At 35.4% G+C, this 26,223-nt stretch carries 32 protein-coding genes; 7 read left to right on the top strand and 25 right to left on the bottom strand.

Features of this window, described 5'->3' with window-relative positions; genetic code table 11:
* Positions 1–2: 2 nt before the first annotated feature.
* Genes FH036_RS12635 through FH036_RS12620 form a run of 4 tightly spaced genes read right to left on the bottom strand, consistent with a single transcriptional unit; the run spans position 3 to position 4,940 of the window.
* The gene (locus FH036_RS12635; protein WP_139895856.1) at positions 3–1,265 is read right to left on the bottom strand and encodes an MBL fold metallo-hydrolase; all 1,263 of its coding nucleotides are present in this window, start codon (positions 1,263–1,265) and stop codon (positions 3–5) included.
* Positions 1,262–2,932 (bottom strand): ABC transporter permease, encoded by a 1,671-nt coding sequence (locus FH036_RS12630; RefSeq protein ID WP_139895813.1) that lies wholly within the window; start codon positions 2,930–2,932, stop codon positions 1,262–1,264. Before FH036_RS12630 ends, FH036_RS12635 begins: the two co-directional genes overlap by 4 nt.
* Before the next feature lie 12 nt (positions 2,933–2,944).
* Complete coding sequence (locus FH036_RS12625) at positions 2,945–3,970, bottom strand: ABC transporter substrate-binding protein (protein ID WP_139895812.1); 1,026 nt, start codon at positions 3,968–3,970, stop codon at positions 2,945–2,947.
* Positions 3,948–4,940, bottom strand: a complete 993-nt coding sequence (locus FH036_RS12620) for an ABC transporter ATP-binding protein (protein WP_139895811.1) — start codon at positions 4,938–4,940, stop codon at positions 3,948–3,950. Before FH036_RS12620 ends, FH036_RS12625 begins: the two co-directional genes overlap by 23 nt.
* Before the next feature lie 162 nt (positions 4,941–5,102).
* Here FH036_RS12620 and FH036_RS12615 point away from each other — a divergent pair, with 162 nt between their 5' ends.
* Positions 5,103–5,996 carry a LysR family transcriptional regulator gene (locus FH036_RS12615; protein ID WP_139895810.1) on the top strand — a complete coding sequence of 298 codons (894 nt, stop codon included), beginning with the start codon at positions 5,103–5,105 and terminating at the stop codon, positions 5,994–5,996.
* A gap of 40 nt (positions 5,997–6,036) precedes the next feature.
* Here FH036_RS12615 and FH036_RS12610 read toward each other — a convergent pair whose 3' ends face one another.
* Together FH036_RS12610 and FH036_RS12605 are read right to left on the bottom strand one after the other, a co-directional pair.
* Complete coding sequence (locus FH036_RS12610) at positions 6,037–6,561, bottom strand: COG3014 family protein (RefSeq protein WP_000736427.1); 525 nt, start codon at positions 6,559–6,561, stop codon at positions 6,037–6,039.
* 105 nt (positions 6,562–6,666) lie between these two features.
* The gene (locus FH036_RS12605; RefSeq protein WP_139895809.1) at positions 6,667–7,935 is read right to left on the bottom strand and encodes an MFS transporter; all 1,269 of its coding nucleotides are present in this window, start codon (positions 7,933–7,935) and stop codon (positions 6,667–6,669) included.
* A 118-nt stretch (positions 7,936–8,053) separates the two neighbouring features.
* Here FH036_RS12605 and FH036_RS12600 point away from each other — a divergent pair, with 118 nt between their 5' ends.
* From FH036_RS12600 to FH036_RS12580, 5 genes are all read left to right on the top strand, one after another.
* A complete protein-coding gene (locus FH036_RS12600) occupies positions 8,054–9,265 on the top strand; it encodes a helix-turn-helix domain-containing protein (RefSeq protein ID WP_139895808.1) in 1,212 nt (403 codons plus the stop codon).
* A gap of 66 nt (positions 9,266–9,331) precedes the next feature.
* Entirely contained in the window at positions 9,332–9,511 is a 180-nt protein-coding gene (locus FH036_RS12595) for an H-type small acid-soluble spore protein (RefSeq protein WP_001025740.1), read from the top strand.
* 186 nt (positions 9,512–9,697) lie between these two features.
* Positions 9,698–10,033: an antibiotic biosynthesis monooxygenase family protein gene (locus FH036_RS12590; protein ID WP_044790333.1), complete on the top strand. Its 336-nt coding sequence runs from the start codon at positions 9,698–9,700 to the stop codon at positions 10,031–10,033.
* Between the two features lie 2 nt (positions 10,034–10,035).
* The gene (locus FH036_RS12585) at positions 10,036–10,641 is read left to right on the top strand and encodes a dienelactone hydrolase family protein (RefSeq protein ID WP_139895807.1); all 606 of its coding nucleotides are present in this window, start codon (positions 10,036–10,038) and stop codon (positions 10,639–10,641) included.
* Positions 10,642–11,001, top strand: coding sequence for a hypothetical protein (locus tag FH036_RS12580; protein ID WP_139895806.1), 360 nt, complete (start codon positions 10,642–10,644; stop codon positions 10,999–11,001).
* A gap of 27 nt (positions 11,002–11,028) precedes the next feature.
* On the opposite strand, the gene FH036_RS12575 is transcribed toward FH036_RS12580, so the two are convergent.
* From FH036_RS12575 to FH036_RS12485, 19 genes are all read right to left on the bottom strand, one after another.
* Positions 11,029–11,427, bottom strand: a complete 399-nt coding sequence (locus tag FH036_RS12575) for a DUF5367 family protein (protein WP_001060578.1) — start codon at positions 11,425–11,427, stop codon at positions 11,029–11,031.
* Positions 11,420–12,004, bottom strand: a complete 585-nt coding sequence (locus FH036_RS12570; RefSeq protein WP_001118314.1) for a TetR/AcrR family transcriptional regulator — start codon at positions 12,002–12,004, stop codon at positions 11,420–11,422. The genes FH036_RS12575 and FH036_RS12570 overlap by 8 nt, the downstream gene beginning before the upstream one ends.
* Positions 12,005–12,091: 87 nt before the next feature.
* Positions 12,092–12,262, bottom strand: coding sequence for a DUF3951 domain-containing protein (locus tag FH036_RS12565; protein ID WP_000602240.1), 171 nt, complete (start codon positions 12,260–12,262; stop codon positions 12,092–12,094).
* A gap of 62 nt (positions 12,263–12,324) precedes the next feature.
* Positions 12,325–12,636, bottom strand: coding sequence for an AzlD domain-containing protein (locus tag FH036_RS12560; RefSeq protein ID WP_000425935.1), 312 nt, complete (start codon positions 12,634–12,636; stop codon positions 12,325–12,327).
* Complete coding sequence (locus FH036_RS12555) at positions 12,627–13,352, bottom strand: AzlC family ABC transporter permease (RefSeq protein ID WP_000029965.1); 726 nt, start codon at positions 13,350–13,352, stop codon at positions 12,627–12,629. Before FH036_RS12555 ends, FH036_RS12560 begins: the two co-directional genes overlap by 10 nt.
* Positions 13,345–14,181 (bottom strand): TrmB family transcriptional regulator, encoded by an 837-nt coding sequence (locus FH036_RS12550; protein WP_139895805.1) that lies wholly within the window; start codon positions 14,179–14,181, stop codon positions 13,345–13,347. Before FH036_RS12550 ends, FH036_RS12555 begins: the two co-directional genes overlap by 8 nt.
* Before the next feature lie 16 nt (positions 14,182–14,197).
* Positions 14,198–14,908 (bottom strand): alanyl-tRNA editing protein, encoded by a 711-nt coding sequence (locus FH036_RS12545; RefSeq protein ID WP_139895804.1) that lies wholly within the window; start codon positions 14,906–14,908, stop codon positions 14,198–14,200.
* Between the two features lie 117 nt (positions 14,909–15,025).
* Positions 15,026–15,799 carry a flagellar basal-body rod protein FlgG gene (locus FH036_RS12540; protein ID WP_001013945.1) on the bottom strand — a complete coding sequence of 258 codons (774 nt, stop codon included), beginning with the start codon at positions 15,797–15,799 and terminating at the stop codon, positions 15,026–15,028.
* A gap of 42 nt (positions 15,800–15,841) precedes the next feature.
* Complete coding sequence (gene flhF, locus FH036_RS12535) at positions 15,842–17,152, bottom strand: flagellar biosynthesis GTPase FlhF (RefSeq protein WP_000446196.1); 1,311 nt, start codon at positions 17,150–17,152, stop codon at positions 15,842–15,844.
* A gap of 14 nt (positions 17,153–17,166) precedes the next feature.
* Positions 17,167–19,233 (bottom strand): flagellar biosynthesis protein FlhA, encoded by a 2,067-nt coding sequence (flhA, locus tag FH036_RS12530; RefSeq protein WP_000472544.1) that lies wholly within the window; start codon positions 19,231–19,233, stop codon positions 17,167–17,169.
* A gap of 23 nt (positions 19,234–19,256) precedes the next feature.
* Complete coding sequence (gene flhB / locus FH036_RS12525) at positions 19,257–20,303, bottom strand: flagellar type III secretion system protein FlhB (protein ID WP_044790338.1); 1,047 nt, start codon at positions 20,301–20,303, stop codon at positions 19,257–19,259.
* 10 nt (positions 20,304–20,313) lie between these two features.
* On the bottom strand, positions 20,314–21,075 hold the full coding sequence (locus FH036_RS12520) for a flagellar biosynthetic protein FliR (protein ID WP_139895803.1): 762 nt from the start codon (positions 21,073–21,075) through the stop codon (positions 20,314–20,316).
* A gap of 15 nt (positions 21,076–21,090) precedes the next feature.
* On the bottom strand, positions 21,091–21,366 hold the full coding sequence (locus FH036_RS12515) for a flagellar biosynthetic protein FliQ (RefSeq protein ID WP_001098085.1): 276 nt from the start codon (positions 21,364–21,366) through the stop codon (positions 21,091–21,093).
* Between the two features lie 33 nt (positions 21,367–21,399).
* Positions 21,400–22,158, bottom strand: coding sequence for a flagellar type III secretion system pore protein FliP (locus FH036_RS12510; protein ID WP_001220586.1), 759 nt, complete (start codon positions 22,156–22,158; stop codon positions 21,400–21,402).
* Positions 22,155–22,475, bottom strand: coding sequence for a hypothetical protein (locus FH036_RS12505; RefSeq protein WP_000121170.1), 321 nt, complete (start codon positions 22,473–22,475; stop codon positions 22,155–22,157). The genes FH036_RS12510 and FH036_RS12505 overlap by 4 nt, the downstream gene beginning before the upstream one ends.
* A 12-nt stretch (positions 22,476–22,487) precedes the next feature.
* The gene (gene fliN, locus FH036_RS12500; protein ID WP_000680025.1) at positions 22,488–22,847 is read right to left on the bottom strand and encodes a flagellar motor switch protein FliN; all 360 of its coding nucleotides are present in this window, start codon (positions 22,845–22,847) and stop codon (positions 22,488–22,490) included.
* 10 nt (positions 22,848–22,857) lie between these two features.
* Complete coding sequence (gene fliM, locus FH036_RS12495; RefSeq protein ID WP_000012187.1) at positions 22,858–23,844, bottom strand: flagellar motor switch protein FliM; 987 nt, start codon at positions 23,842–23,844, stop codon at positions 22,858–22,860.
* Between the two features lie 14 nt (positions 23,845–23,858).
* Positions 23,859–24,083, bottom strand: coding sequence for a flagellar motor switch protein FliN (locus FH036_RS12490; protein WP_000775712.1), 225 nt, complete (start codon positions 24,081–24,083; stop codon positions 23,859–23,861).
* A gap of 60 nt (positions 24,084–24,143) precedes the next feature.
* On the bottom strand, positions 24,144–24,929 hold the full coding sequence (locus tag FH036_RS12485; protein WP_139895802.1) for a lytic transglycosylase domain-containing protein: 786 nt from the start codon (positions 24,927–24,929) through the stop codon (positions 24,144–24,146).
* Between the two features lie 257 nt (positions 24,930–25,186).
* Between FH036_RS12485 and FH036_RS12480 the strand changes: the two genes are divergently transcribed.
* Positions 25,187–26,197, top strand: a complete 1,011-nt coding sequence (locus FH036_RS12480) for a flagellin N-terminal helical domain-containing protein (RefSeq protein WP_139895801.1) — start codon at positions 25,187–25,189, stop codon at positions 26,195–26,197.
* Positions 26,198–26,223 lie beyond the last annotated feature (26 nt).

Below are 26,223 nucleotides of genomic sequence, written 5' to 3'. Positions count from 1 at the left end.
TTTTAAATAACTTCTATACGTTCCATAGTAAGTGAATATACATTTTCATACCCTTCCGTGCTAAGCTTTTTCTGTAATCGATCCGTATCCTCTTTTAAAGCGTGTACTAACACCGTATGTTCTGGTGATAATGTATTTAACATCTCTTTCACATCTCTTATACTTTGATGAACTTTATATGGAACTCGCTTCACCCTACATTCTTTACCTATACGTTCTTTCAAAACTTTTTCTGCAAAACTCCCTTTCGCAACATGCCCAGTAAAGATAATAGAATTTCTTTCTTCATGCCGTATTTGTTCATAATATAACTGAGCCCGTTTCGTTTGCATATTCGCATCACTCATTACAACTATTCCATAACTATGTTGCGTACCGCCGTCATCATCCATAACTATTATGTTTCTTTTTAAACTCTCCATTAGCTCTTCAAGTTCTTTATTATTTTTGATCCAATCTTTATATAAGAACATCTCGTCAAATCCATCTAAAATTTCCTGATCTACTATAATGGGAAATTCTTTATATTTTTCATATAAATACAATACGATATCTTGCGCCCTACCAAGGGGTGGCAATGGTAGTAATGCTATCCCTTTATTCCCCGCAGCTCGTTCAATTTCTGTACATAGTTCGTTTACTCGTTCATGTTGCGAAACATCATCAGTATGATAAGCGGCATCTACAATTGCAACTTTTATATCGCCGCGCAATTTCTCAGGTAAATTCGCTCGTAGTATGTTAGACTCTGCTGAATAATCGCCAGAATAAAATACATATGTATGACTCATATCCACTAAAAACCAAACCGATCCTAATACGTGCCCACTATACCCCCATTGAAACCGCAATGTTGGAGTAATCTGTATCCATTCATTCGGATTACTAATCTCATCAACATATATATAATTTAAATCTTTCACATTTTGGTCGTTATATGGCACATTCCATCCTTGCGTCACATTGTAGTTTCTCCATTTTTCATAATAAGCGGGAAGTTGCTCCTTCGTATAACGAGTTGTCCATATTTTTTTCTTATATCCATACTTCGCTAATAAAGGTAAGCCCATCGTATGATCTTCATGAATATGTGATAAAAATACTGCATCTAAAAACGGTACAACTTCCCGCTCTATTTTTGGATAACTATCCTCATATGATCGATTAATACCACAATCAAATAATATTTTTGTCTCTTTATTTTTTACGAAATAGCAGGAACGACCGTATTCTCCCGCTCCTCCCCATACTTCTACCCTCATCATGCTACCCCTTTTCGTTTTTGCTCCATATGCTGCAGAAGTAATAAACATAGCGTTGTAAGTCCAACTGAAACGACAGCCATCGCCATTCCAATAGATACTTCTCCTTGTTCAAATTGAGCAAAAATAAATGTTGCTGACGTTTCTACCGATGGAGGTAGTACGAGAAGCGATGCTACTAACTCCCTTATCGAGATTGTAAATGTCATCGCCCATCCGGCAAGAATACCCGGGATAATAAGAGGGAATATTATTTTTCTAAAAATATACATATAATTCCCAGAAAAAATACTTCCTGCCTGCACGAGAGAATCATCAATTTGCCCGAGCGATGCTTTTACATACTGCACTGTATAAGGTAAAAAAAGAACAACGTACGTTACGATTACCATGACTGGTGTATTGTAAATGGACAGGGGCATATAGGGGGAATTCCAAAATAAAATAAGCCCTACAACCATTACGATTCCTGGTACCATGTTCGGTAACATACCGCACATATCCAGCCATTTTTCAGAGGACTTTCTCCCCTTTCGAATCATAAGTGCTAAAAAGACGCCAATCATAACAGCAATAATCGCTGTTATAAGTGAAAAAAGAAAACTGTTCCATAGAGCTTCTAATCCTGGAGATCCGATTGTAAATAATGCTTCATAATGACTCGTTGTAAAGTTATGTAACTGTAAGCCTCCGCCTCTTAATTTTGACAAAGAAGCAATCAGTATAGAAAAATACGGGATTCCAATTGATACGATTAATAAACCAATTACATAAACCCATGCTACAACGCGCACATATATAGACAAAGTGTACCTTTTAAATTTCACACCTTTTCCACTAACCATTGCATATGAATACTTTCGATTTAATACGTTTTGCATATACCAAATGAGCATACATGCACTAAGTAATAAAGAAGATAATGCTGTTGCACTACTAAAATCAATTGGCCAACTCGAAATAAATTTATGAATCTCTGATGTTAACACATGAAATCCGATTCTTCGTCCAAATGTAGCCGGTGTTCCAAATTCAGCAATCGTCTTTACGAAAATGAGTAAAGCACCCATTACATAACTTGATACTAATAACGGTAATATTATTTTTCTTAAACGATAGAAAAAGCTTCCACCATGAACTGCTGCCGCTTCTTCTTTACTACTCCCAATTTGAAGTAATGTATTCTTCAACATGAAGTAAAGAAATGGGAATAAATGCAGACTCATAATTAAAACCATACCTCCTAAGCTAAAGAACGAAGATGAAACCGTCTTTAGCATCGGAAAAAACTGTTCAAAATATCCGTTCGGTTGCATGAACAAAATCCAGCCCATCGATCCAATATACGGCGGTGTCATAAATGGAATCATAAAAACAATATCTAACTTGCTATGCTTTCCAACATCTGTTTTGCTCATAATGAAAGCTAGTGGAAATGCAAAGATAGTTGCCCCTATTACTACGAGTACACCTAGAAGCATCGAATTCAGAAAAATCCCAGCTAATCCACCACTCTGCATCACTTCAAACGGCTTTAAAAAATTCCAACTACTATTTTCATATACACTAGAAAGTAAAATGAGAAAAAGCGGAATGACGATTAACATCGCCACAAGTAACAACGCTACCGTCATCCCAACTTGCCTTACTGATCCAAATCGATTTACCATGTAATCACCATCTTATTGAAATACTTTCTTAAATTGTTTTCCTATTTCATCTTGTTCTTTCTCAACTGTTTTCCAATCAATATGTAATACTGGAATCTCTTCCACATTCGGTCTATTTTCCGCTTTTATATCTGTTCTACCGGGTAATAAATACGCTTTAGAAATTTGTTTTTGTACATCATCTGATAATAAATAATCAATAAACTCTTTTGCACCTTTTACATTTTTACTATCCTTCATAATACCTGCTGCACGTGGACTAATAACTGTTCCGCTTTTTGGATAAACAATATCAACTAGTTCACCCTTTGCTTTTGCACTGTACGTCATATAATCAACACCCGCAATGACCATATCTTTTGCTCCTGTTACAACTGGATCTAACGCTTCTTGGTTTGCCCCTGCTACTGTAACTTCATTTTTCTTAAGCTGTTCAAATAAATTCCATCCATCTTTTCCATTCTTTTTCACATATCCTGTCACAAAGTCTAAAGCTGAACCTGAAAGTGCTGGATCTGGAAGATTCACTTTCCCTTTCCATTCTCCTTTTGTTATATCGCTCCAATCTTCAGGCGCTGTCTTCACATTTTTTGTGTTATACACAATTCCTAACGCTGAAGCACTATATCCAAAATAATGTCCTTTATCATCCGACCATTCAGAACGAAGCTTATCAGCTTGTTTCGCTTCTTTATAAGCTAACGTTTGTCCATCCTTTTTTAATCCTTCCATCGCTGGTAAAGATGCAAGTACGACTACGTCAACGACTGGATTTTTCTTTTCGGCTTCCATTCGCGCTAAAATTTTACCTGTTGTCCCTTGAAACATTTCTACTTTTATACCCGTTTTCTTTTCAAAGTCCTTTTGAATTTTTTCTGCTAAGCCTTTTGGCCCTGCACTATATACAACAATCTTCTTTTCATTCGTAGTTTTACTTTTTGCATCTGCATTACCTGTCTTTGAACTACACCCTGTTACTACGGCAGAAAATAATAAAGTACATACAAATAACGACTTAAGCGAACTGAATTTCTTCATACGATTCTCCCCCTATATGGTGAATACATTTTTTCGGTACATATAACGATACTGGCTTTCCGATGCTTAGCTTACTATTGTGATAAGCTGTCCATATTCCGAGTGTCCCCATATTTACTTTCACTTCATAACGCTCTCCTACATATGTAACGTGCTGGATTTCACCTGTATACATTTCACACACTTCATTTTTTGTCCAGCTCACATGCTCTGGACGAACCATTTGTTTCCCCTCTACAAGCCAATTTGCCTTACCAACAAATTTTGCAACAAATTCATGAGACGGTTTCACATAAATGTCTTCTGGTGTTCCTTTTTGTAATACTTCTCCTTGTTTCATGACAATAATTTGGTCTGACATTGACATCGCTTCTGTTTGATCGTGGGTTACATACAATGCCGTTAAACCAATGGAATGAACGATATCCATAAGCTCTAACCGCATTTCTTCTCGCAAAATTGCATCGAGTGCACTGAGCGGTTCATCAAACAAAATAAAATGTGGCTTCGTTACAATCGCTCTCGCAAATGCGACACGTTGTTGCTGTCCGCCAGAAAGTTCATGCGGATAACGTTTCTCCATTCCTTGCAAGCGAACTCGCTTTATTGCCTCTTCTACTTTTTCCCGTAATTGATTCGTTTGCTTTGTAGCTCTTAAACCAAATGCAACATTTTCAAATACAGTCATGTGTGGCCATAAAGCAAACTCTTGAAATACCATACCTATATTACGTTCATGAGGAGATGTTTTTATTTTTTTAGAAGAAGAATACATGCACGTATCTCCAAAATATATTTCACCTTTATCTGGTTCTTCAAGTCCTGCTATCATTCTAAGTAAAGTCGTTTTCCCACATCCCGAAGGCCCTAACAGTGTGGTGAATTCACCTTGTTTCATCACAATTTGTAATGGCTTTAACGCCTGCGTTTTTCCAAAATTCTTTTCTAATCCACTAATTTGAATGTCCATCGTTTCACCTCTCTTCCCTCACTCTTAACCTGCTTTCATTCTATATGGAAGATTTATACTGAATGTTAATGTACTGTAAAGATTAAATTAAAAAACTTCTAATAAACTATTTATTTCTATAGATTTTTTCTATAGTTAAAATAAAAAAGGCGGCAATTCATAATGAATCTCTTAAAATTAGAAATTGTAGTGCTTATTAAGAAATACAAAAAGCTTACGATCGTTGCAGAAAAACTAGGTGTTAAACAACCTACTATTACATTCCATATAAAAAGCTTAGAAGAGGAACTCGGTGTATCTTTATTTGAATTACGTTTGGGAAGGTATTTCTTAACAGAGGCTGGTGAAGCATTGCATCATTATGCTTGTAAAATAGATGCGCTTATGAAAGAAGCTAGGCGAGTCACGCAAGAGTTTAAAGATTTTCATAAAGGAGCTATAACAATTGGCGCTAGCTATGTACCAGCGACTTATCTTTTACCAGAAATTGTATATCAATTTCAATGTGAATTTCCAAATATAAAAATAACACTCATGGTAAAAACAGCTCCTGAAATTCGAACGATGCTACAAAATCATGAAATTGATCTCGGTGTAATTTCCGCAGCACCGTTTGATGAATCATCTTTAAAACAGACGAATGTAATGCCTGATACACTTGTTCTTGCTTTCTCCAAAGAACATCATTTTTCAAAGAAAGAAAATCTATCATTACAAGATATCGAAAAGGAACGCATATTACTACATCGTAATCCATCTACAACGAGAGATTTACTTACAAAATGGATGTTAGCTCATAACATTACATTCCAATCAGAAATTGAATTAGATTCATTAGAAACGATGAAACAAATTTTAAAATACGGTAATGGGGTTGCCTTTATTTCTAAACTTGCTATTGAACAAGAAGTACAACGAAATGAACTACGCTACATACCCATCCCTGAATTTGAATTTCAACGTAACATTTATACGATTCATCATGAGGACAGGTGGAATTCTAAAATTATTTCTTTTTTATTACATAACATCACTTCTTATGCAACAAAAAATTAAAAGACTGTCGCTTTACACGACAGTCTTTTAAGCTATAACTCTATTTATTTTTCTTCGCTTCAATTTTTGCTTGCGCCTCTTCAGCCTTATCTAATGCTTCTGAAACTTTTTTCTCTTTTTCTTTCACATCATCTATACTATCTACAGCTTTAATGAGTTTATCAATTCCTTCTTCTTCTACTTTTCTACGTTTTGCTACTCTTTCATTCACTTTCTCTTCTACATCTTTTGCTTTTTGAAGCATATTCTCTGCATTTGATGTTACAGCTGTTTCAAGCGCATCGTCTTTTTTCATTTGTAACACTTCATTTGCAATGTCTTTCGCTTCTAAATACTTACCGTCTTTTAATGCCGTTGCTCCGTGATCCATTTTCTCGGCTATTTCTTTATATGATTTCGCTTCATTTCCTGATTTCTCTTTTTCTGCTTTTTCAAACCACATTGTTGCATCACTATATTTTTCATCTTTCAATGATTGCATACCTGTTTCAATATATGTGTCATAATTGCTACATCCAGCCATTACGACTAATAGAAAAAGCATAACAAAACTTAATTTTTTCATGCTGTTGTCTCCTTTTCTTTGCCTGCTCACTATACTGTAACATACATGAAAAAGAGTTTCAAAAACTAAAATACTAATTTGGTCATTTTTATTTTTTTCTTGTTTTTAAGCCGACACATCCACTTGTTTTTTCGCCATATGTTGCCTTACTCCAACTAATACAACTAACAATAAACCTCCGCCTATTGTCATCATAACAATGCTAGTTGGCAACATGTCTAACAATAATCCATATACAATCATACCGAGCGGTGCGATTGCAGTTGCAATTGTTTCAAGTAGGCCAAATACACGCCCTAAGTAGCTCGGATCTGTCGTCTTTTGCATATATACTTGCATCGGAATATTGACAACCATAATTGCTATACCAGTTAACATCATGAAAGCAATATAGTAAATAAAACTTGCTACTTTTGGAATGGTAACTAACAACGGGAATACTGTACATAAACTCAAACCAGCAAACAAAAACAGTCCAGTATAAATAGAACGAAACGGATTATTCACTTCTTTACGCACTGATAAAGTAATCGCACCCATTAGCATTCCGACTGCTAACATTCCCTCTACAGTTCCGAGTTGCTTTGAAGATAAATGCAATGTACGTATGATAATGTATGGCAGTGCAACGGTTAGCCCACAAGCAAAAAAGTTTACCCACAATGCTATTTTCATTAAACCATATATTTCATGTTGTCGTTTTACATATGAAAAACCTTCTTTTATACTCGTCAAGAAATGCTCTTTACTCTCAGCCACTTCTTTTTTATATAAATCAAATACAATAAATAATTGCAAAATAACCGCTAAAAAGAACGTAATACTATTTAACAAAAAGAACGACTGAATTGAAAAGAAACCAAATATTACTCCGCCAATAATTGGTCCTAAAATATTTGATAAAGAAGCTGCCGTTTGATTTAAAGCACTCGCTTTTTGAATACGCCCCTCATCTACTAAATTAGGAATAGACGAAGTTAATGCAACAGAATAAAAACTTGCACAAATTGATAATAATGCTGCTGAAATATAAATAAAAAGAAGTGATGGTCCAAATATAGTAGCAAGGATAAACATGATAAGCATCGTTAAACTACTTAATAAATCAGTACCAATGACAAGCCATTTTCGATTCACACGGTCAGCTACAGCACCCGCAATCGGCCCACAAATCATCCTTGGAAGTGATCCGCAAACGAGCGTAGTAGCAAACCCCATTCCTGAACCAGTTGTCTTTAATACGTATAACCCCATTGCGAACGTATAAATACCTGCGCCTAATAAAGACGTCATTTTTCCAATCATCATTAAAATGATATTTCTCGTTGCAATCTTCATTCTTGAATCATTTTGATCTATACTTACATCTTCCATTATGACACTCTCCCCTTAAAAGTTAAATTGTGTTAAACTTATTATATAATCAACTTTCCAATTATTACAACAAAAAAGTTTAATTGTATTTAACTTTTGATTATAAAGGAGCTACAATATGGCAACTCTCGGCGAAAAAATTAAAGCATTACGTAAAGAAAAAAAACTTACACAAACTGAACTAGCAGGTTCAGAATTGACAAAAAGTATGCTTAGTCAAATTGAAAATGGAAAAGCTACACCTTCTATGAAAACGTTACAATATATTGCAGAAAAACTTGAATGTGAACCGAGCTTTTTATTAGAAGAAGATGAAGGAAAAATTGTAGAACTCATTCAAAAAATGGAGCCACTAATAAAGGCAAATGGCGATGAAGTATACAAAACTTTACTACCTATCGTTCAAACAGATTTACCTCCAACTTTAAATACAGCACGTTTATATAAACAGTTCATAACAGCAGCAGCTGTTATGAACGATTATAATATTGAATATTACGTTGAAACCGCTGTTTCTATATTTGAAAAATATACTTTGTATCGCGAAAGTACTGAAACGAAACTACTGTTTTACTATATGCTCTTCAAGCAGAAAAAATATAAAGAATGTTTACAGATGATCGCCACAATTCGCGACGAATATAAAACGAAGAATTTAGAAATGGATCTTATTACACATATACAATTATATTTAAAAGAAGCAATTATTTTACTAGCATATGGCAGTTATGAAAAATGTGAAAAAGTCATTTTAGATGCACTTGCATTTTCAAAAAAACATCAAGTGTATTATAAAACAGATGAATTTTATCGCATTTTATCTTATCAAAAAATCATCACAACTGATAAAGAACAATATTTATATTACATAAAAAAATCGGAGCAATTTGCCATTTTTACAGAAGATACTTTATCCGCTGCAAATGTAGATATATTAAAAGCTTATTACTACAATACAATTACTAATGAATATACAATCGCATTAGAACATCTAGAACAATTTCGAGAAAAACTAAAAAATGATCCAATTTTCCAAGACGACGGACTGTATTATCTTGAAAAAGGAAAATCTTTGTATGGTTTAAAACGTTATAAGGAAGCTTTGGAAGCATTAAAACACGCTACCATACCAGATTATATGAGTCATCCACTTGATCAATCGTGGTTATTAACAGCTGGATCTTATCGTGCCCTTTGCTATATAGAACTTCAAGATAAAAAATCTGCCTTAAAAGAGGCAAAAGAAGCCGTTCAAACAATAGATAGCTATCCTGATTCGATCTTCTCTTCATTTATTAAAGAAACATTACAAATAATACAAAAACTTTAAGAATGTCTCGAAATGGTATATTATTCCTCTTTTTTAGCAAAGATAATAATGATGGGAGGAATATAAATGAATATTCAACGTGCAAAAGAGCTTTCTGTGTCAGCAGAGCAAGCGAATGTTAGTTTTCAAGGCATGCCTGTTATGATTCAACACGTCGACGAGAGCAATGAAACCGCCCGCATATATGAAGTAAAAAACCCAGGACGCGAATTAACAGTTCCAGTTAATAGCCTAGAGGAAATATAAGAAATGCCACTTCATTTTTTTGAAGTGGCATTTTTCTTTTTTTAGATTACTTATTATACATTTCCTCTATCTTCTATTTTACAGAAGCTGAAAAAATAAGAATTTTCTACTTCTTTTCTTTTTGTGACCTGCTAAAATACAAACTATGGATTAATTATTCACACTATACATTAAGGGGGAAAAATAATGGCATCTAATGTAGAAAAAAACAATTCTTATTATGCAGTTATATTCACTTCCAATTTATCTAATGATACAGCAGATTATAGTACAGTTGCCGATAAAATGGAGGAACTCGCAAAGCAGCAACCTGGATTTCTAGGTGTAGAAAGTGCGCGAGATCATGCAGGGCTTGGAATCACAATTTCTTATTGGGAATCACTTGAAGCAATTGAAAATTGGAAACAGAACGTCTTACATAAAGAAGCGAAAAAAAGAGGTCGTGAGCAATGGTACGAAAACTTCCACCTACGTATCTGCCTTGTTGAGAAAGAATTTAAGTTTCATAGAGGTACTTTGTAGATATGAAGAAAAAATTAGCTCTCATTGCTGTTCATGAAATATATGGTGTGAACGATCATATGCATCATGTTACTGACCACTTCACTTCATCTCATATAGATGTATTCTGTCCTAATCTGCTACAATCACAACATGCATTTCCTTATAGTGATGAAGAAAAAGCATATCATTTTTTTATGAATCATATTGGATTTGAAGATGGAAAAAAGCAAATTGAAACATTCATTACTCATCTTTCTAGTCGTTACACACATATTGGACTTATCGGCTTTAGTGTTGGTGCTACCATCTCATGGCTATGTAGTAACAATCCGAACATAGATTTTATTATCGGATGCTACGGTTCCCGTATACGTGACTATATTCATATGAAACCAACATGTGCTACCTTACTTATATTCCCTGAAAAAGAAGCTAGTTTTTCAGTATCCTCTTTCATTCAATCGTTGCAGCAACAAAAGAACCCTTTATTAGAAATACAGCAACTACCCGGTGAACATGGTTTTCTAAATCCGTACACTGAAAAATATAACGGGCACTCTACAAAACAAGCATATAATTTAATAGATTCATTTCTTGTAAAAAACACTCTTATAAAGGAGATGTAAATGACACTTACATTACTCTTACTTATTTTCATATTCATTGCCTTTTTCTCAGCGCTAACTATTATTTTAGCAACTGTAAAAAAGGGGGATTTTTCCAAACGTCCCTACTTACAATCTATTATCGTTTGCATTTTATTTTTTACAAATTGGATTTTATATTTATCAACTTTTTATGCGTTACTTCCCGAGAAAATTAGCAAGTTCCTATTTCTGCCTATTTGGTTTTTCCTTTGTATATTAGGTTTTATCACTTTCTGGCGCGAATGGAGAAACAACCGTGTGTTCTCCATATGTATCGGTTTTCTTTCCTTTATTAGTTTTTTATTTGGGTTATTGTTGTTAGTTCTTTCGGGGATGTGACTGTTATAAAGAGGATAAAAATCCTCTTTATAACAGTTTTTTTCGTTCCATAACGAAAGGAATTATTAAATAAAGAGCGTAAGCAATCACCATCCAAATGGTAAATGATATAATTTGCTGTGAGGAGAATTGTGAGAATAGATTAGAAGAATTATATAAAATGTAAGTATCTAAAATTAAACCGATTGCTGTACCGCATATACCTAACTTAATTACTGCATATTTTGTAGTATCTAGTCTTTTGTATAACCACATTACAAAGTATAAAGCTATCGCTGTTGCTAATTCAAGAAACGTCAATTGTAGAAGAAATCTATTTGAAGTGTATTCTAATAAAACAGAAGAACCGAAAATAATGAAGAACGCTGAGGCAAAAAACCAAACGCCGATAGAAAATAAAATAGTGAGCCAAAGTTTATTATTCATTACCATTACCTCCCTTTTGTAGCTCTATGAACTTTTCCAATAACAGGTGCAACTCACCATATACTTTGTCGCTAGAAAAAGATGGATTGAATAAGGCTTGCAATGCCAATCCATCAATTAATGCATTACATAAAACACTCCACGTTTCAGTTGAAATTTGAGATGTCATTGTACCTCCTATATTTTTATTTAACACTCTTGTTAATTGTTGGTTTTCATAATGTAACAATCCACCAATTTTATTTTTCATCGCATCATTTTGTAATCCACTAGCTACTAATTGAAAAAACAAATGATGATACATTGAATCTTTCACACATCTACTTTCGGCAGACTGCAAAGCCTTTTCTAACTGTACATCCTTTCCTATTTGTTCCCACGACGCTTTACAAAACGATTCAGTTACTTCCAGTAATAATTGATCTTTCGTTTTAAAATGATAATATACGGTACCTTGTGTAACTTGAGCACTCTCTGCAACTGCTTTTAATGTCAACTTTTCCATCCCATGCTCTGCAATAATTTTTTTTGCTGCTTCCAGTAACTTCTCTTTATTAACAACATTCGGTTTTGCCATTTCTATAACCACCCTTTAAGTTAGTTAAATAACTAACTTAAATTATACAGAAAAATCAGATAAAACAAAAGGAAGAAAAGCCAACTTTCAACTTTTCTTCCTTTTATGTTTACCTTTAGATTTCACTGTCACTGATTCACAAGGTGTGTAATAAATTTGAGGTGTCGCCCTATCAACAAACATCATAAACGTAATAAAGCCGATAATAAAGAAAATAAACAACGTTAATAAAATTGCTCCTATCGTTAAAAGTATCATAACACCACCCCTATATTTTTCATGTTATTACACTTTTCGCTATTATATGAGCGTAATCCTTTTTAGAAAAAGAAACGTAACAAAATAATCACAATCACGCCAGTTAATACTGTACCTAATAAACTACGAGTATATATTGCGACAAGAAATGTTGGAATTGCTGCGATCAAGTAATCCCACTGCATCGTCTCATGCATAAATAAAACTTGTGCTAAAAGTGCTGCTAATATCGCAATTGGTATGTAATTTAACCATTTTAAACCCCAGTCTGGAATTTGTAGTTTACTAAATACGAGTAGCGGTAAAATACGTGGCACGAGTGTAACAGCTCCTGCTGCTAATAAAAGTAATATTACGTCTAATCTCATTTCCATTTTTCAATCACCACTCCAATCGTCGCAGCTAGTAATGTTGCGATAATAACCGCTATACTATCTGGCATAAATAAGTGTGAAACGTATGCAAGTATAATCGCTATAATTGCAACAGTAAGATGAATTGCTAGCTTCGGTTTACTACTTATAAGCTGAAGTACAAATAACCCGATAAACATCGCTGGTAATGCATAATCCATCCCGTACGTATGCGGATCTGGTATCCACTCACCAAATAGCCCACCGATAATAGTAGCAAGAATCCAGTTTAAATAAGCCGTTACATTTAGCCCAATCATCCATCTTTCGCCTAAATATCCTTTTTGCGCTGCATGCTGTACTGCAACTCCGAACGTTTCATCTGTAATTTGCGAACCGATTAGTAAGTTTTTAAATAGAGGCAGTTTCGTAAAGTACGGCGCAAGTGCAGCACTCATAAGAAGGTGGCGTAAGTTAACAAAAAATACAGTAAAAATAATTGCGGAAGCAGGAGCACCAGCTGCATACATACCAGCTAATATAAATTGGGCAGAACCTGCATAAATTAAAGTGGACATAAACGCAATTTCAATGATGGAGAAACCAGCTGTTTTTGCAATTACGCCAGCTGCTATACCGATGCTCAAATAACCAAATACAGTTGGTAAACAATCTTTTACTCCTTGCTGAAATGTATCATCGCTTTGCAAAGCTACATGTGCCTCAGCTTTACTCATCCTTATCATCCTCCAGTCCTTCTAAAGTTCGTTTTCCTGTTACAACATGAACTAAATCTATATTTTCACGCCATAACGTATCTAACTTATCAGCTCCAAATTCCTTCGTGATTTCTTCAACCATAATATCGTGCCTCACATACTCTGTAGCAACGAGAACTAATGCTGGGTCATACGTTGTAACAGCCCACGAAGTGCTATCATTTGAGAAGTTCGCAATTAATACTTCTTCCCCGTCACGCGCGATTACAGTTAAATGACCACCCATTCTCTTTTTAACAACGTGGGGCGTCATATAATTATGGTGAAACGTTGCTCCTATTTTTGTTTCTGGAGCGCCAAATAAGATGGAAAATATATGTACACCTTCCTCTTCCTTTTGATGAATGTACGGCTCAATTTCATGCACTTGATCTTCCCATACAGAAATCCATAACTCTTCCTTCGCTCTATTAATTATATTGCATATTTCTTTTAAAACACGATCATTTGAGCGAATATGCGAAATTACATCTATTTGTCGCTCTTGTTCTAAACCATTTAATTTCTGGTCTAAAAATTCAAAGGACTTTTCAAAGTCTTTTCGCATTCGATTCATTAATTCTGTAGCTGGTACTGGTACATATTTCACTGGTTCAGAAGGTACAATATGTACCGCTCCTTTATCCATTAACTTACCGAGTACCTCGTAAATCATAGAACGAGGTACTCCTGTTTGTTTACTCACTTCATACCCAGTTACTGGGGAATGTTTTAGTAGTCCAATATACGCTTTACATTCGTACTGGGAAAAACCTAATTTTTGTAATTCCTTTATAATTTCATCCATTAGTACTCCTCACAATCTAAATCGCTCTAACTTCAAAGCGACGATTTTGTTTCCCTTTACTTTTTACTTTATCAATAACAAGTGTTCCTATTTCACTCGTATTTTTCACATGTGTGCCTCCACAAGCTTGTTCATCTAAATTTTCAATGGTAACAATGCGGATTTCTTGTATAGTAGTTGGCAGGAGGTTTATTGCGGTCTTAATCATTCCTACAGCATTTTCTGCTTCTTCGCGGCTCATATAACGAGTAGAAATTTCTTTATTTTGTTTAATAAGTTTATTCACTTCCTTAACAATTTCTTCTACTTCCACGCTCGATAACTCTTGTAACTCATTAAAATCGATACGTGCTTTGTCAGGATAAATTTGATTTCCAGTGCATAGAGCTCCATACTTTTCATAAACGACAGCTCCGATAAGATGCAGTACAGAATGATGACGCATTAAATTATGACGTCTTTCCCAATTAATCTCTAATTTAACTGGACCTAATTTTACTTGAGCTCCATCTTTTATATAGTGAACTATTTCTCCCTGCTCCTTCTTTACTTTTTCAACTTCAAATACAGACCCATCTTGTACAATGACACCCGTATCACATTCTTGCCCTCCACCAGTTGGATAAAAAACTGTTTCTTTTACAAATACTTTATTCCCTTCTACTTTTATCACTTCTGTTTCGCAACTCGTTTTGTATGCATCTTCTAAATATAATGCCGTTGTCATACTCTCACCTCTTTAGTAGTTATAGTTATACCTACTAATATAAAAAAGAAGCTCTATAAAGTCAATTGATAATTCTGAAATTTAAAACTAATAAAAGACTCCTTTATTAGGAGCCTCCTATCTCAATATTTCATTCGCTTCTTTTTCATAAATTTTATCAAATGAAGTCATAACACGTTGTGACGCTGAAATCATTCTTTGATCCGTCATAAGATCTGCCATCTCTTTCGTCATATCTACATTTGAATTTTCTAGCATATGATTTTTCACTAATCCTGTTCCGTTCGGTAAATCAGCAATGTTTCCTTCTGCTAGTGTAAAGCTTTTGTTCTCTCTTTGCATTAGACGAGAATTCGCTTCTGCATCTACTGTTTTTGTTTGCAGGCGAGCAATATTATTTTGTGTTCCCTCATCATATAATGTACCATCTGCTTGTACAGCGATCTTCGCTCCTTCTGGAATACGAACACGTTCATTATTTACATCCATAACATAGGCACCAGATGATGTTTGCAAGTAACGATCACTATTGATTGTAAAACTACCATCTCTCGTTAAAAACGTTTCATCGTTTTTAGATGTAACGAAAAATGATGTTGTACCGTTTGCACCGTCATCTAAAAAGAAATCTGTAGCACTATTTGTCATTTGTATATTTCCTTGCACTAAGTTCACATGCGTTGCGGCTGGTACTACAGCGTAATCGACCGAACCGATATTTGTTACAGCACCATCTCCGCGGCGATATGTGTCTTGTACATCAAATACTTTTGAAGTCATATTTTCTGCTTTAAATCCTGTCGTTTGGGCATTTGCAACGTTATTCGAATGAACATTAATACGCTGCATGTAATTCATCATACCCATAGAACCTATATAAAGACCGTTCATACTCGTTTGAATAAGGCAGTTACCTTATCCTTCACCTCTTTTCTATGATGTTTGCAACATTTGTTTCGCTAAATGTTCCGCTGTAGCGATATGTATGTTTTTCTTTACGTCTTGTCCGTCTGTCATTAATACAATAGGAGCTGATGATACTGCTGGAATTTTCAACAATTCACCACTACTTGCCGTTTCATCAAATTTCGTAAAGACGATACCATCAATATGAATATCTTTAAAGTTCGTAATGATTTCGATCATGTCTTTACTTTTCATCGAAGCTGATAACGTTAAACAAATATAATCTGGCTCTACTTGTCCCATCGTTTCAATCATTTCTTCCACTGTTTCTGACGCACGATAATTTTTTCCAGCTGTATCAATTAAAATATAATCGACGCGCGCTTCTTCTTTAAAATACGTAAGCGCTCTTGTCATTGCAGCTTCATCACGCACAGCGATTACTTCAAATCCAATTGTCTTTACGTAATCTTGCAGTTGCTGTACTGTCCCAATGCGCGAATGGTCTGTCGTAATAAAACCAACCGTTTTTTTCATACCGTGAAATTGCCACGCCATTTTCGCAAGTGTCGTCGTTTTTCCAACACCAGTTGGACCGATTAATGCAATTGTTTGTACTTCTTTTTCAAATACATTTTCCGTATTGAAATGGGAGCTCATATCTTCCAATATATATTCGATTACTTCTTCTTCTGTAATCATCGTTGCACTTTCAAACTTCACTTTTAACTTTTCAGCATATGCGTGAATGAAGTATTGTTCTACATCGTTTTGTTCTAGCATGCGAATTACTTTTTGAATAATAAATGGTACAGATTCTTGCTTTTCTTTTTTTACAACCACTTCTTCTTTCTTGACAGGAACGACTTTTTTCACAGCTTTTTGCTTTTTCGTTACTTTCGTTTCTTCCGTCTGTTTCACAACGACGATACCTTTTTCAAACAGCTTTAATAGCTTCTCTTTCTTTCTTGCCCATTCTTCACTATTTCCTGTTTGCATCGCCGCATACGACATAGGAGTCGTCACGTTTTCTAAATTGTGCAGTACCGATTGAATTCCGTTCGCCTTCACAATTTGTTCTGAAGGGTCATTCACAACATCCATTAACTGTTCATGAAATTGCGCTGTTCCTTCGTTCACTTCTTCCTGTTTATCCTCTGGAAAAGCAACTAACATTTCATAATTCTTTTTCCAAAAAAACGGGATATTTCGTTTTACACTTTCATCGACAACGTAATAATAATCTGTACCATATTGGTCAAATAACTTTCGATACAATTCATTTTTCGAAGCTGCTTTTATTCGCATTAACGCTTCTTTCTTTTCTGTACTTTCCATTACTTCACCCCCTACTATTCAATATAGGCAATTTGATCTACAACAATTTCTGGTGCTAATTCGCTAATACAAAGTACTTGCGCTTCTACTTGATAACGCTCAAGAAGTCTTACAATCGCAAACCTGAAATCTTTTCTACGCGTTAATAATACTGGTTCTCTTCCCATTAACCTCGCTTGTTTCAATACGCGTTGTACTTGTTCAACGACTCGCGTTTCTAAATCTAAATCCCAGTTTAATAAATAACCTTGATAAGAATTGTTCACAACGTCTGCATCTAACTCAATTGAATCTGAGAAGAGCGCCGCATATATTTTCCCGTCAGGATTTTTCGCATTTTCACAAATCACTTTTGAAATACATTCACGGACGAATGACGTTACACCGTCAACATGATTTTGATAAATTTCTTTTCCGTCAATAATACCTTCAATAATAGTTGGTAAATCACGAATAGAAATACCTTCTTTTAGCAATTGTTTAATAACATTTTGAACGAGTGATAAATCAATTTCTTTCTTCTTAATCTCTTCTAATAAAACGCCGTTATCATTTTCAAGTGAGTTAATTAAGTCTTTTACATGTTGACGCTGAATTAACTCATGAAGATTACGTCTAACGACAACATCTAAATGTGTAATTAATATGCTAAGTGGCTCTAATACTTGATAGCCTTTCATTTGTGCATCTTGTACCATATGCTCTAAAATCCAATATCCATCCTCGCCAAAAATTGGATCTTTCGCTGGTTCTGCATCTAAATCGGCCATTACATTCGGTGTTTTCAGTGCTAATAAATAACCTGATTTTAAAACTCCTTCAGCTGCCTTCGCACCTTTAATACGAATAATGTATCGTCCGCGTGGTCTAAAACTCGTATTATCTTTAAAGTTAATTCCAGGAACGTTAATACCGAGGTCAGTAATAATCGACTTCCTCATAAGAACAACTTTATCACGAGCTGTTTCTCCGTTAATTTTCTGCTTTACAAGTGCTGCTAAATCTAAACCTAATTCTACAATAATTGGATATTTATCTGTAAATACGCCAAATGAATCTTCCACTTGTTGCAGTTGCTCATCTTCGCCTTGAATCATTTCTAATTCTTTTTGAAGTTCATCTTCTTTTTCTTTCTTCATGCGGTTTTTATTTCGAATTCCTAAGAAGATAATTGTTCCACCAACGAGTGCGAATGGTAGAAACGGCAGCGGAGTAAAAATACCCATTGCGATAAATAAACCGCCAAGCGCATATACAACGACTTCATGCGCTAATAACTCTTTAAAGATACCTTCCGTTACTGTATCTGGTGAACCGTCAAATACACGCGTTACAATAATACCTGTTGAAATCGCAAGCATGAGCGATCCAATCTGGTTTACAATTCCGTCGCCGACAGTTAACTGTGTGTAATGAAGAGCAGCTTCACCAAAGCTCATTCCTTGCTGCATCATTCCGACAATTAAACCGAAAATGATGTTTACGAATAAAATGACAATCCCGAAAATAACGTCCCCTTTAATGAACTTCCCGGCACCATCCATCGCCCCGTAAAACTCTGTTTCCATATTTAATTTTTTTCGTTTTGCTTGTGCATCTTTTTCTGAAATAATACGCTGGTTTAAATCAGCATCGATCGACATTTGTTTCCCTGGTAAAGAATCAAGTGTAAAACGAGCTGCAACTTCAGCTGTACGAGATGCACCGTTTGCAACGATAAACTGGAATATGATTAATACTGTAAAAATAACGATACCAATTAATAAGTTCCCGCCAATTACGAACTGACCGAACTCTTCAATAACATGACCAGCATTTCCGTTTGTCAAAATCGCTCGCGTCGTCGATACGTTAATCGATACACGGAAAATCCCGATTAATAACAACATCGTCGGAAATGACTTTAATTCATCCCACTCGTTAATACTTGTCGCTCGCATATAAATAAGCACTGACATACTTAGTAGAAAAACGATAATGATATCAAGTATAAATGGTGGAAGTGGAATTAAGAGCGCCACTACGAATGACGCTGCTAAAAAGATAGAAAAATAGGTTCTTGCAGAATCTATCTTAAACAAAGAGATCGCCTCCAAACGCGCTATTATACTTCAAGTTCGTTCGTTTGAATTAAATAGCGCATAACTTCAATTACAGCTACGTATAAATCTTCTGGAATCGTCTCATCTTCCTCGACTTGATAATATAAAGAACGAGCAAGCGGACGGTTTTCCACCATTGGTATTTCTTGTTCACGGGCAAGTGTTCGTATATATAATGCGAGTTCATCTTCCCCTTTTGCAACGACAATTGGTGCTGCATCAACGTGTTTATTGTACCTGAGTACGACCGAAATATGGGTCGGGTTGTTTACAATAAACGTTGCACCATCCATCTTCTTCGCAATTGTTCCTTGCAATATGGCGTGCATAAAGTTTTTTCGTTTCCCCTTTACTTGCGGGTCTCCTTCATTATCTTTATGCTCTTGTTTTACTTCTTCTTTTTTCATCTTAATATCTTGTTCGTACTCCCACTTTTGATAAATGAAATCAATAATAGAAAGAACAATTAATATAATTAAAATAGCTAAAAAGATAAATTTAATTTGCCTTATAATTTCAGTAAGTGACGCAGTCCAATTAAATCCAATCATACTCACGATTTTCTCTAAATTCTTTTTAAATAGCACATAAGCGACGTAACCGATTAATCCCATATAAAACAGTGATTTCAAAATATCTACTAAACTTTTACGACTAAACAATCTTGTAAAATAGTTTTTCGGGTTAATACGTGACGCTTTCGGCTTAATAACTTTAGAAGAAAATAAGAAACCGACTTGAATCATATAATTGAATAAATGAAAAGCGTATACGAGTATTAATATCGGTGCTGATACTTTTAGTAGTAACATCCCCATCATATAAAAATACTCGGTTGAATCTGTATTTTTTCCAATTTGATCAAACAGCACCGATACGGAATTGGCAATCTCAAACCCGAGCCAATCTCCAAAAAAGTAAACGACAACTGCTAACACAAGTATGGAAAATAAATTATTTAAATCTTTACTCCGGGCAATATTCCCTTCTTCACGCGATTTTTTACGCTTCTGCGGGGTGGCCTTTTCTGTTTTATTATCCTTTGCCATGCGCGTCCCCCTACTTCGTTAAGAAAAAGTTAAATAGTTTCGTATATTCCTCAAGCAATACATCCGTCATATTTTTAAACACATAACCGAGCATCGGTACACTCATTGCAATAAACAAAATACCACACGTAATTTTAATAACGTACGCATTCATAAAAACGTTTAATTGCGGAGCGTTTTTTGCGATTAAAATTAAAACAAAGTTAATGATGAACAAACTTCCCATGAGCGGAAGAGCAATTTCAACCGCTGATGTAATCGCAAATAATAACGTTGCGAGTAGACTATCTAAAAAACTAGTCGTCAACAATTTTGAAATCGCCTCTGTATATTGAAACGACTTTAAAATCGTGGCAACGAAATAATTAATGCCGCCAAGTGAAATAAAAATAATGAGAAAAAATATATCAAAAATGGTTGATAGTAAAGTAGACTGTGAGCCTGCATTTACATCAAACAAACTTGCTTGTGATAAACCGATATCAAAGTCTAAAATATGCCCGGCCATTTTCGGAATGTTCCACAGCATTTCTACAATTTTTGAAAGTGATAATCCAATTACAATTTGCGTACCTGCATAAGCTACAACGTCCCAAGTTGTCTTTATGTGAGAAACATCAACTTGATCGGCCACTGTAATGGAAAGAGCAAGTCCAAATGTAACCTTCGCCATCGCTGGAATAGATCGACCAGAGAAAAACGGTAAAAAATATAAAAATGAAGTAATGCGGCAAAACGCAAAAAACGTCGCCGCCCATAATTCCATATTCATTTCAGTCCACCTATCTTAGTACGAACGCAATAGCGATGGAATTTTATCAAATAAATCTAAAATAAGTGTCGTTAATTCTTGAAACATCCACGGACCTAAAATGATAATAACGAGTACAATACTCGCCATTTTCGGTAAAAACGTCAGCGTTTGCTCTTGAATTTGCATCATCGCCATAATGACAGCGATGATAATAACGACAATCATACTAACACCGGCAACCGGCATTAAAATCATAACCCCTTTATAAAAAAAGGTTTGAAAAATATCTATAATTGGTGACGTATTCATTTATATGACTCCTATCACATAGCATCAAACACTTCAGGCGACCGTTTTAAACATAATGTCGACGATTTTTGTATATCCACCTAAATATACGAAAACGAGTATTTTAAACGGTAAACTTAAAATCATCGGCGGTACCATCATCATCCCGAGGTACATTAAAAGTGTACTAATAATCAAATCTATAAATACAAACGCTAAATAAATGAACATCCCTGTTAACAATCCCTTTTGAATTTGCGTTAACGTAAAGGATGGTACGAGCGTAAATAGTGAAAGATCTTTTAAATCTTTCGGCAACTCTTCTCCGCGCACTTTCAGCATCATTTTTAAATCATGCTTATATGTATGCTTTGACATATACTCTTTCATAATCGGCGCTGTCGTTTCCGCAGCTTGGCTTACCGTTATTTTCTCTTTCGTCATCGGATCCCACACATCGCTCTTTAGCTGCCCAAGAACAGGCTGCATCGTAAAAAGTGATAAAAATAATGCAAGTCCAACAAGTACTTGGTTCGGTGGTAAATTCATTACCCCAAGTCCTTGACGTGTAATCCCAAGAACAATCATAAAATAAGTAAAATGTGTAAATAATAGAACGATAGATGAAGATAATGATAAAAGGGTAACGAGCGCAAATAGCTGTACACTTGAATTACTCGTAAACTCTTTTCCATTTTCGAAATTAATAAAACCGTTTTGGGCTGCATACGCTGGATTTACAAAAATAATTGAAAAAACGATAGAAAATACGAAAATAACGGCTAATAACGATAACTGTTTCTTTATTCTCATGATGGATCCTCTACTTTTTTCGTTTCACTCTTCACCGCGTCTTCTAGCGCTTGTTGAAACTGATTTCCTGTTCCTGTTAATTGCACAGATTGTACACCGTTATTACTAATAACAGTGAACACTTGCTTGCCGTCTACTTCAAATAAAAAGGCGCTCGTTTGATGATTTAAATAAACGCCGTCCTTCACTTGAATATGGCCATTTTCACCTTGTTTAAAAAACTGCTGCTTGCGCGTCTTTTTCGTCATAAAATATGCACCGTAGCCGAGCGCACCAAACAGTAAAACGACTTGAAATAAGGTCGTCATATACGACATATGACTCCTCCTCTACTCTTTATCTTGCATTTGACTTTGCGCTTTCATAAGCGCAGCTTGCTTCTTGTCAGCTTCAATTTCAGAAATGATAATACCGAACTTCTCGTCCATTACGATCGCTTCCCCGATGCCGACTTTCATATTACTTAAATATACATCTACTTTATGTCCTAAGTTTTTCTCTACTTCTAGAACATCGCCCACTTTTAACTGTTTCACATCACCGAGCGTAATAGATGTTTTCCCAAGCTTTACACCAAGTTCAATCGAAATATCTGAAACAGTATCAATATGTGCTTTACTTGCTTCATTTCGCTTTCCTGCAAATTCTTCTAATCCCATTAATGACACAGGAGATACTTCATGCTTCATATGGATCCTCCTACTCTACAAAACTTTTAAATAAGAGCGCCTTACGCGTTCCATCTTTTCCAATAAAACAATTAAATTTATGCTTTCCATCTACAAAACCAAGCAACTCATCCGAAACTTTCGTATGAAGCGGAATAATATCACCTTCTTCAATTTGTTCAATCTCGCCCATCGTCATCTTCTGCTCACCAATTGCAACGTGAACTGGTTTATACACTTGATTTACTTTCACTTCTACTTCAGACGTATACTTCTTACGTTTATCTGAAGAATGTTCAACAATATTTTCAGACGTTAACTTATCCATAATTTCTTCAACAGATAAGAACGGAATCCCGATGCGCACTGTCGTATTCCAAAAATCCGTTTTCATATTTACGTTCAGTAATGAAATAATATCACTCGCTGTCGTAATCTTAAGTGCATTCGGATCTGTCTCCGTCGTTACAAATGTCGGTTTAATCGCTACAACACTTTCAAACGATTGCTCTAAATTTTTGCATAGAAGCGCAAAAATATTATCAAGCGTTAAAAACTCGAATGCAGTTAACGGTCTACGCATCGTAAAATTACGCTTACTATCCCCGCCAAGCCAGCACTCATGAATGTAAATAACAAATGCTAAATCAATCTCAATAACAATTTCTCCAAGCTCTGGAAGTCCGAGATCAATGACGCAATATAAATAATAATCTTTCGGCATTTTCTCCACATACTCACTCGTAAATGGAACTTGCTCAACTGTCGAAGGCTCTAAGTCAATCGGAATACGCATACGCGCTGACAACGTCTGTGACGTCTGTTTTCCAAACGTAGAAGCAATCGCTTGCAAACTACGTAAATGTTCAACACCGAACTTCTCCGGTCTATTAAAATCATACTCTTGAAATTTATCTTGCTTCCCTGCTTCTTGTGCGAAAGCTGGCATTTCCTCGCCTTCATTTACCGCCTTCAGCAGGGCATCAATTTGCTCTTGGCTTAATTTATCGCCGCTCATGAAAATCCCCTTCCCTACCTTTTCAATTCAACGATTTCAACGTACATCTTTCCATTCTTCGTCAAAATCTTTCCGGTTCCAATCTCTTCATTCTCAAGCATAAGACGCACCGTATTTTTCGTTGAATTTTCAAGACGATACAATGTACCTTTCGTAATATGAAGCAGATCTTCAATTTTCTTTTTCGTATTTCCGATTTCAAAATAAATTGTTAACGGAATATCATCTTGTAATTTCAATCTAGCCACTCCCATATCATGTTTACGAAAATTTCATTTTCTCTCTATATATGAAACTTCTTATTTCGAAACGTCGATATTTAATATTTTTTTAATATATCCTTGCGTTTCTTTAAATGGAGGTACCCCTCCGTACTTTCTCACATTACCAGGACCAGCATTATAAGAAGCAAGCGCCAATACTAAGTCACCGTTATTTTTCTTTAAATAACCACTTAACTCTTTCACGCCGCCTTCAATACTTTCAGCTGGTGAAAACGGATTTTTTATACCCATCTCTTTCACATTCGCCGGCATAAGCTGCATAAGTCCCATCGCACCTGCATGTGACACCGTTTTCGGATTAAAATTAGACTCTACTTCAATCATTTTTTGAATTAACGTTTTCGGAATTCCGTATGTACGACTTACTCTATCTATAATATCCTCATACTTCCCTTCATTTGAAGAACGTATTTTTTGAATATTATACTTCTTCGTTAATCCCCACGTATCTACAGCCTCATTTTTCGTTTCCGGGAAACGTCGTTCGAATTCTTTTTGCGCGACTTGCACGTCATCGGCTTTCTTCGTTTCAGGCTTTTCTTCCGGCTTACTTACTTCCTCTACTTTATGAATAGATGCTTCCGGTTTATTCACAACCGCTTCTATTTTCGTAGATTGTACCGGCTGACTCATATCCTCTACTTTTGCCGGCTGCGTAGTAGCTTTCGTCTCCTTCATAGGCTCGCTCTGCAACTTTTCTTGAAACCTACTACTAACGAAAGCCTGCGGACTACTTAGCTTTTGCTGAAACTGTCCTTTTTTATATGCAAGTACTTCTTTTACTATATTTCCAACTACCATAATATCACCTTTTCGGTAAACAAAGATAATCTAATATTAGAGTTTTTTCGTAAAGTTTGCAATAATCCTTTGCAATTATATTGTAATAAAAAAACGACTAAATTGTTAAACTGTTATTTTTTTATATTTATTAATTCAAATTTTCAGTTGACACCCATTATAGCAAGGCTTACAATAAATTCGAAATTGTTTTTTTTGCATATTACCGTTTTTCAATTTGCAGAAAACTCAATATAAAAAAATGGGGGTTCTTAATCATGAGAATTAATACAAACATTAATAGCATGCGTACACAAGAGTACATGCGCCAAAACCAAGCAAAAATGAGTACTGCTATGGACCGTTTATCAAGCGGTAAACGTATCAACAACGCTTCTGACGATGCAGCAGGTCTTGCAATCGCAACTCGTATGCGTGCACGTGAAAGTGGTCTAAACGTTGCTTCTCGTAACACACAAGATGGTATGTCATTAATCCGTACAGCTGATTCAGCAATGAATTCAGTATCTAACATCTTACTTCGTATGCGTGACCTTGCAAACCAATCTGCAACTGGTACGAATACAAAAGGTAACCAAGCTTCATTACAAAAAGAATTTAGCGAATTAGCAAAACAAATCACGTATATTGCTGACAACACAAAATTCAATGACCAAAGCTTATTGAAAGGAACAGATAGCCTAGCTGAAACTTCTGATGGTGGTGGAACTCCTGATCCTAGTGGAACTCCTGATCCTAGTGGAACTCCTGATCCTAGTGGAACTCCTGATCCTAGTGGAACTCCTAGTAGTGCACCTGCAGCTGCAGACACTGCACTCTCTAATACAGGAACAAAAATTACAATTCAAACTCTTGATTCAAATGAATCTGAGCAACAAATTAAAGTTAAAATCGGTAGTGTAACATTGGCATCTTTAGGATTAAATAGTGTTAAAATTGGTGCAGATAGCGTATCAGAAGGTGAAGTGAACCAAGCTGGTGATGCTACTAACGCGCGTAATGCTATTGCTGCAATCGATAAAGCACTTACAAAAATTGCTGATAATCGCGCAACACTTGGTGCTACATTAAACCGCCTTGACTTTAACGTAACAAACCTTAAGAGCCAAGAAAATTCTATGGCAGCTTCAGCTTCTCAAATCGAAGACGCTGACATGGCGAAAGAAATGTCTGAAATGACTAAGTTCAAAATCTTGAACGAAGCTGGTATCAGCATGCTTTCTCAAGCAAACCAAACTCCACAAATGGTTTCTAAATTATTACAATAATCCATTTGAGTTAGTTTCATGAATAA

Origin of the sequence: Bacillus sp. CD3-5 (assembly GCF_006349665.1) — a bacterium.
Taxonomy (GTDB): domain Bacteria; phylum Bacillota; class Bacilli; order Bacillales; family Bacillaceae_G; genus Bacillus_A; species Bacillus_A paranthracis.
Note: the sequence above shows the minus strand (reverse complement) of the source record. Positions and strands in the feature narration are given on the sequence as shown.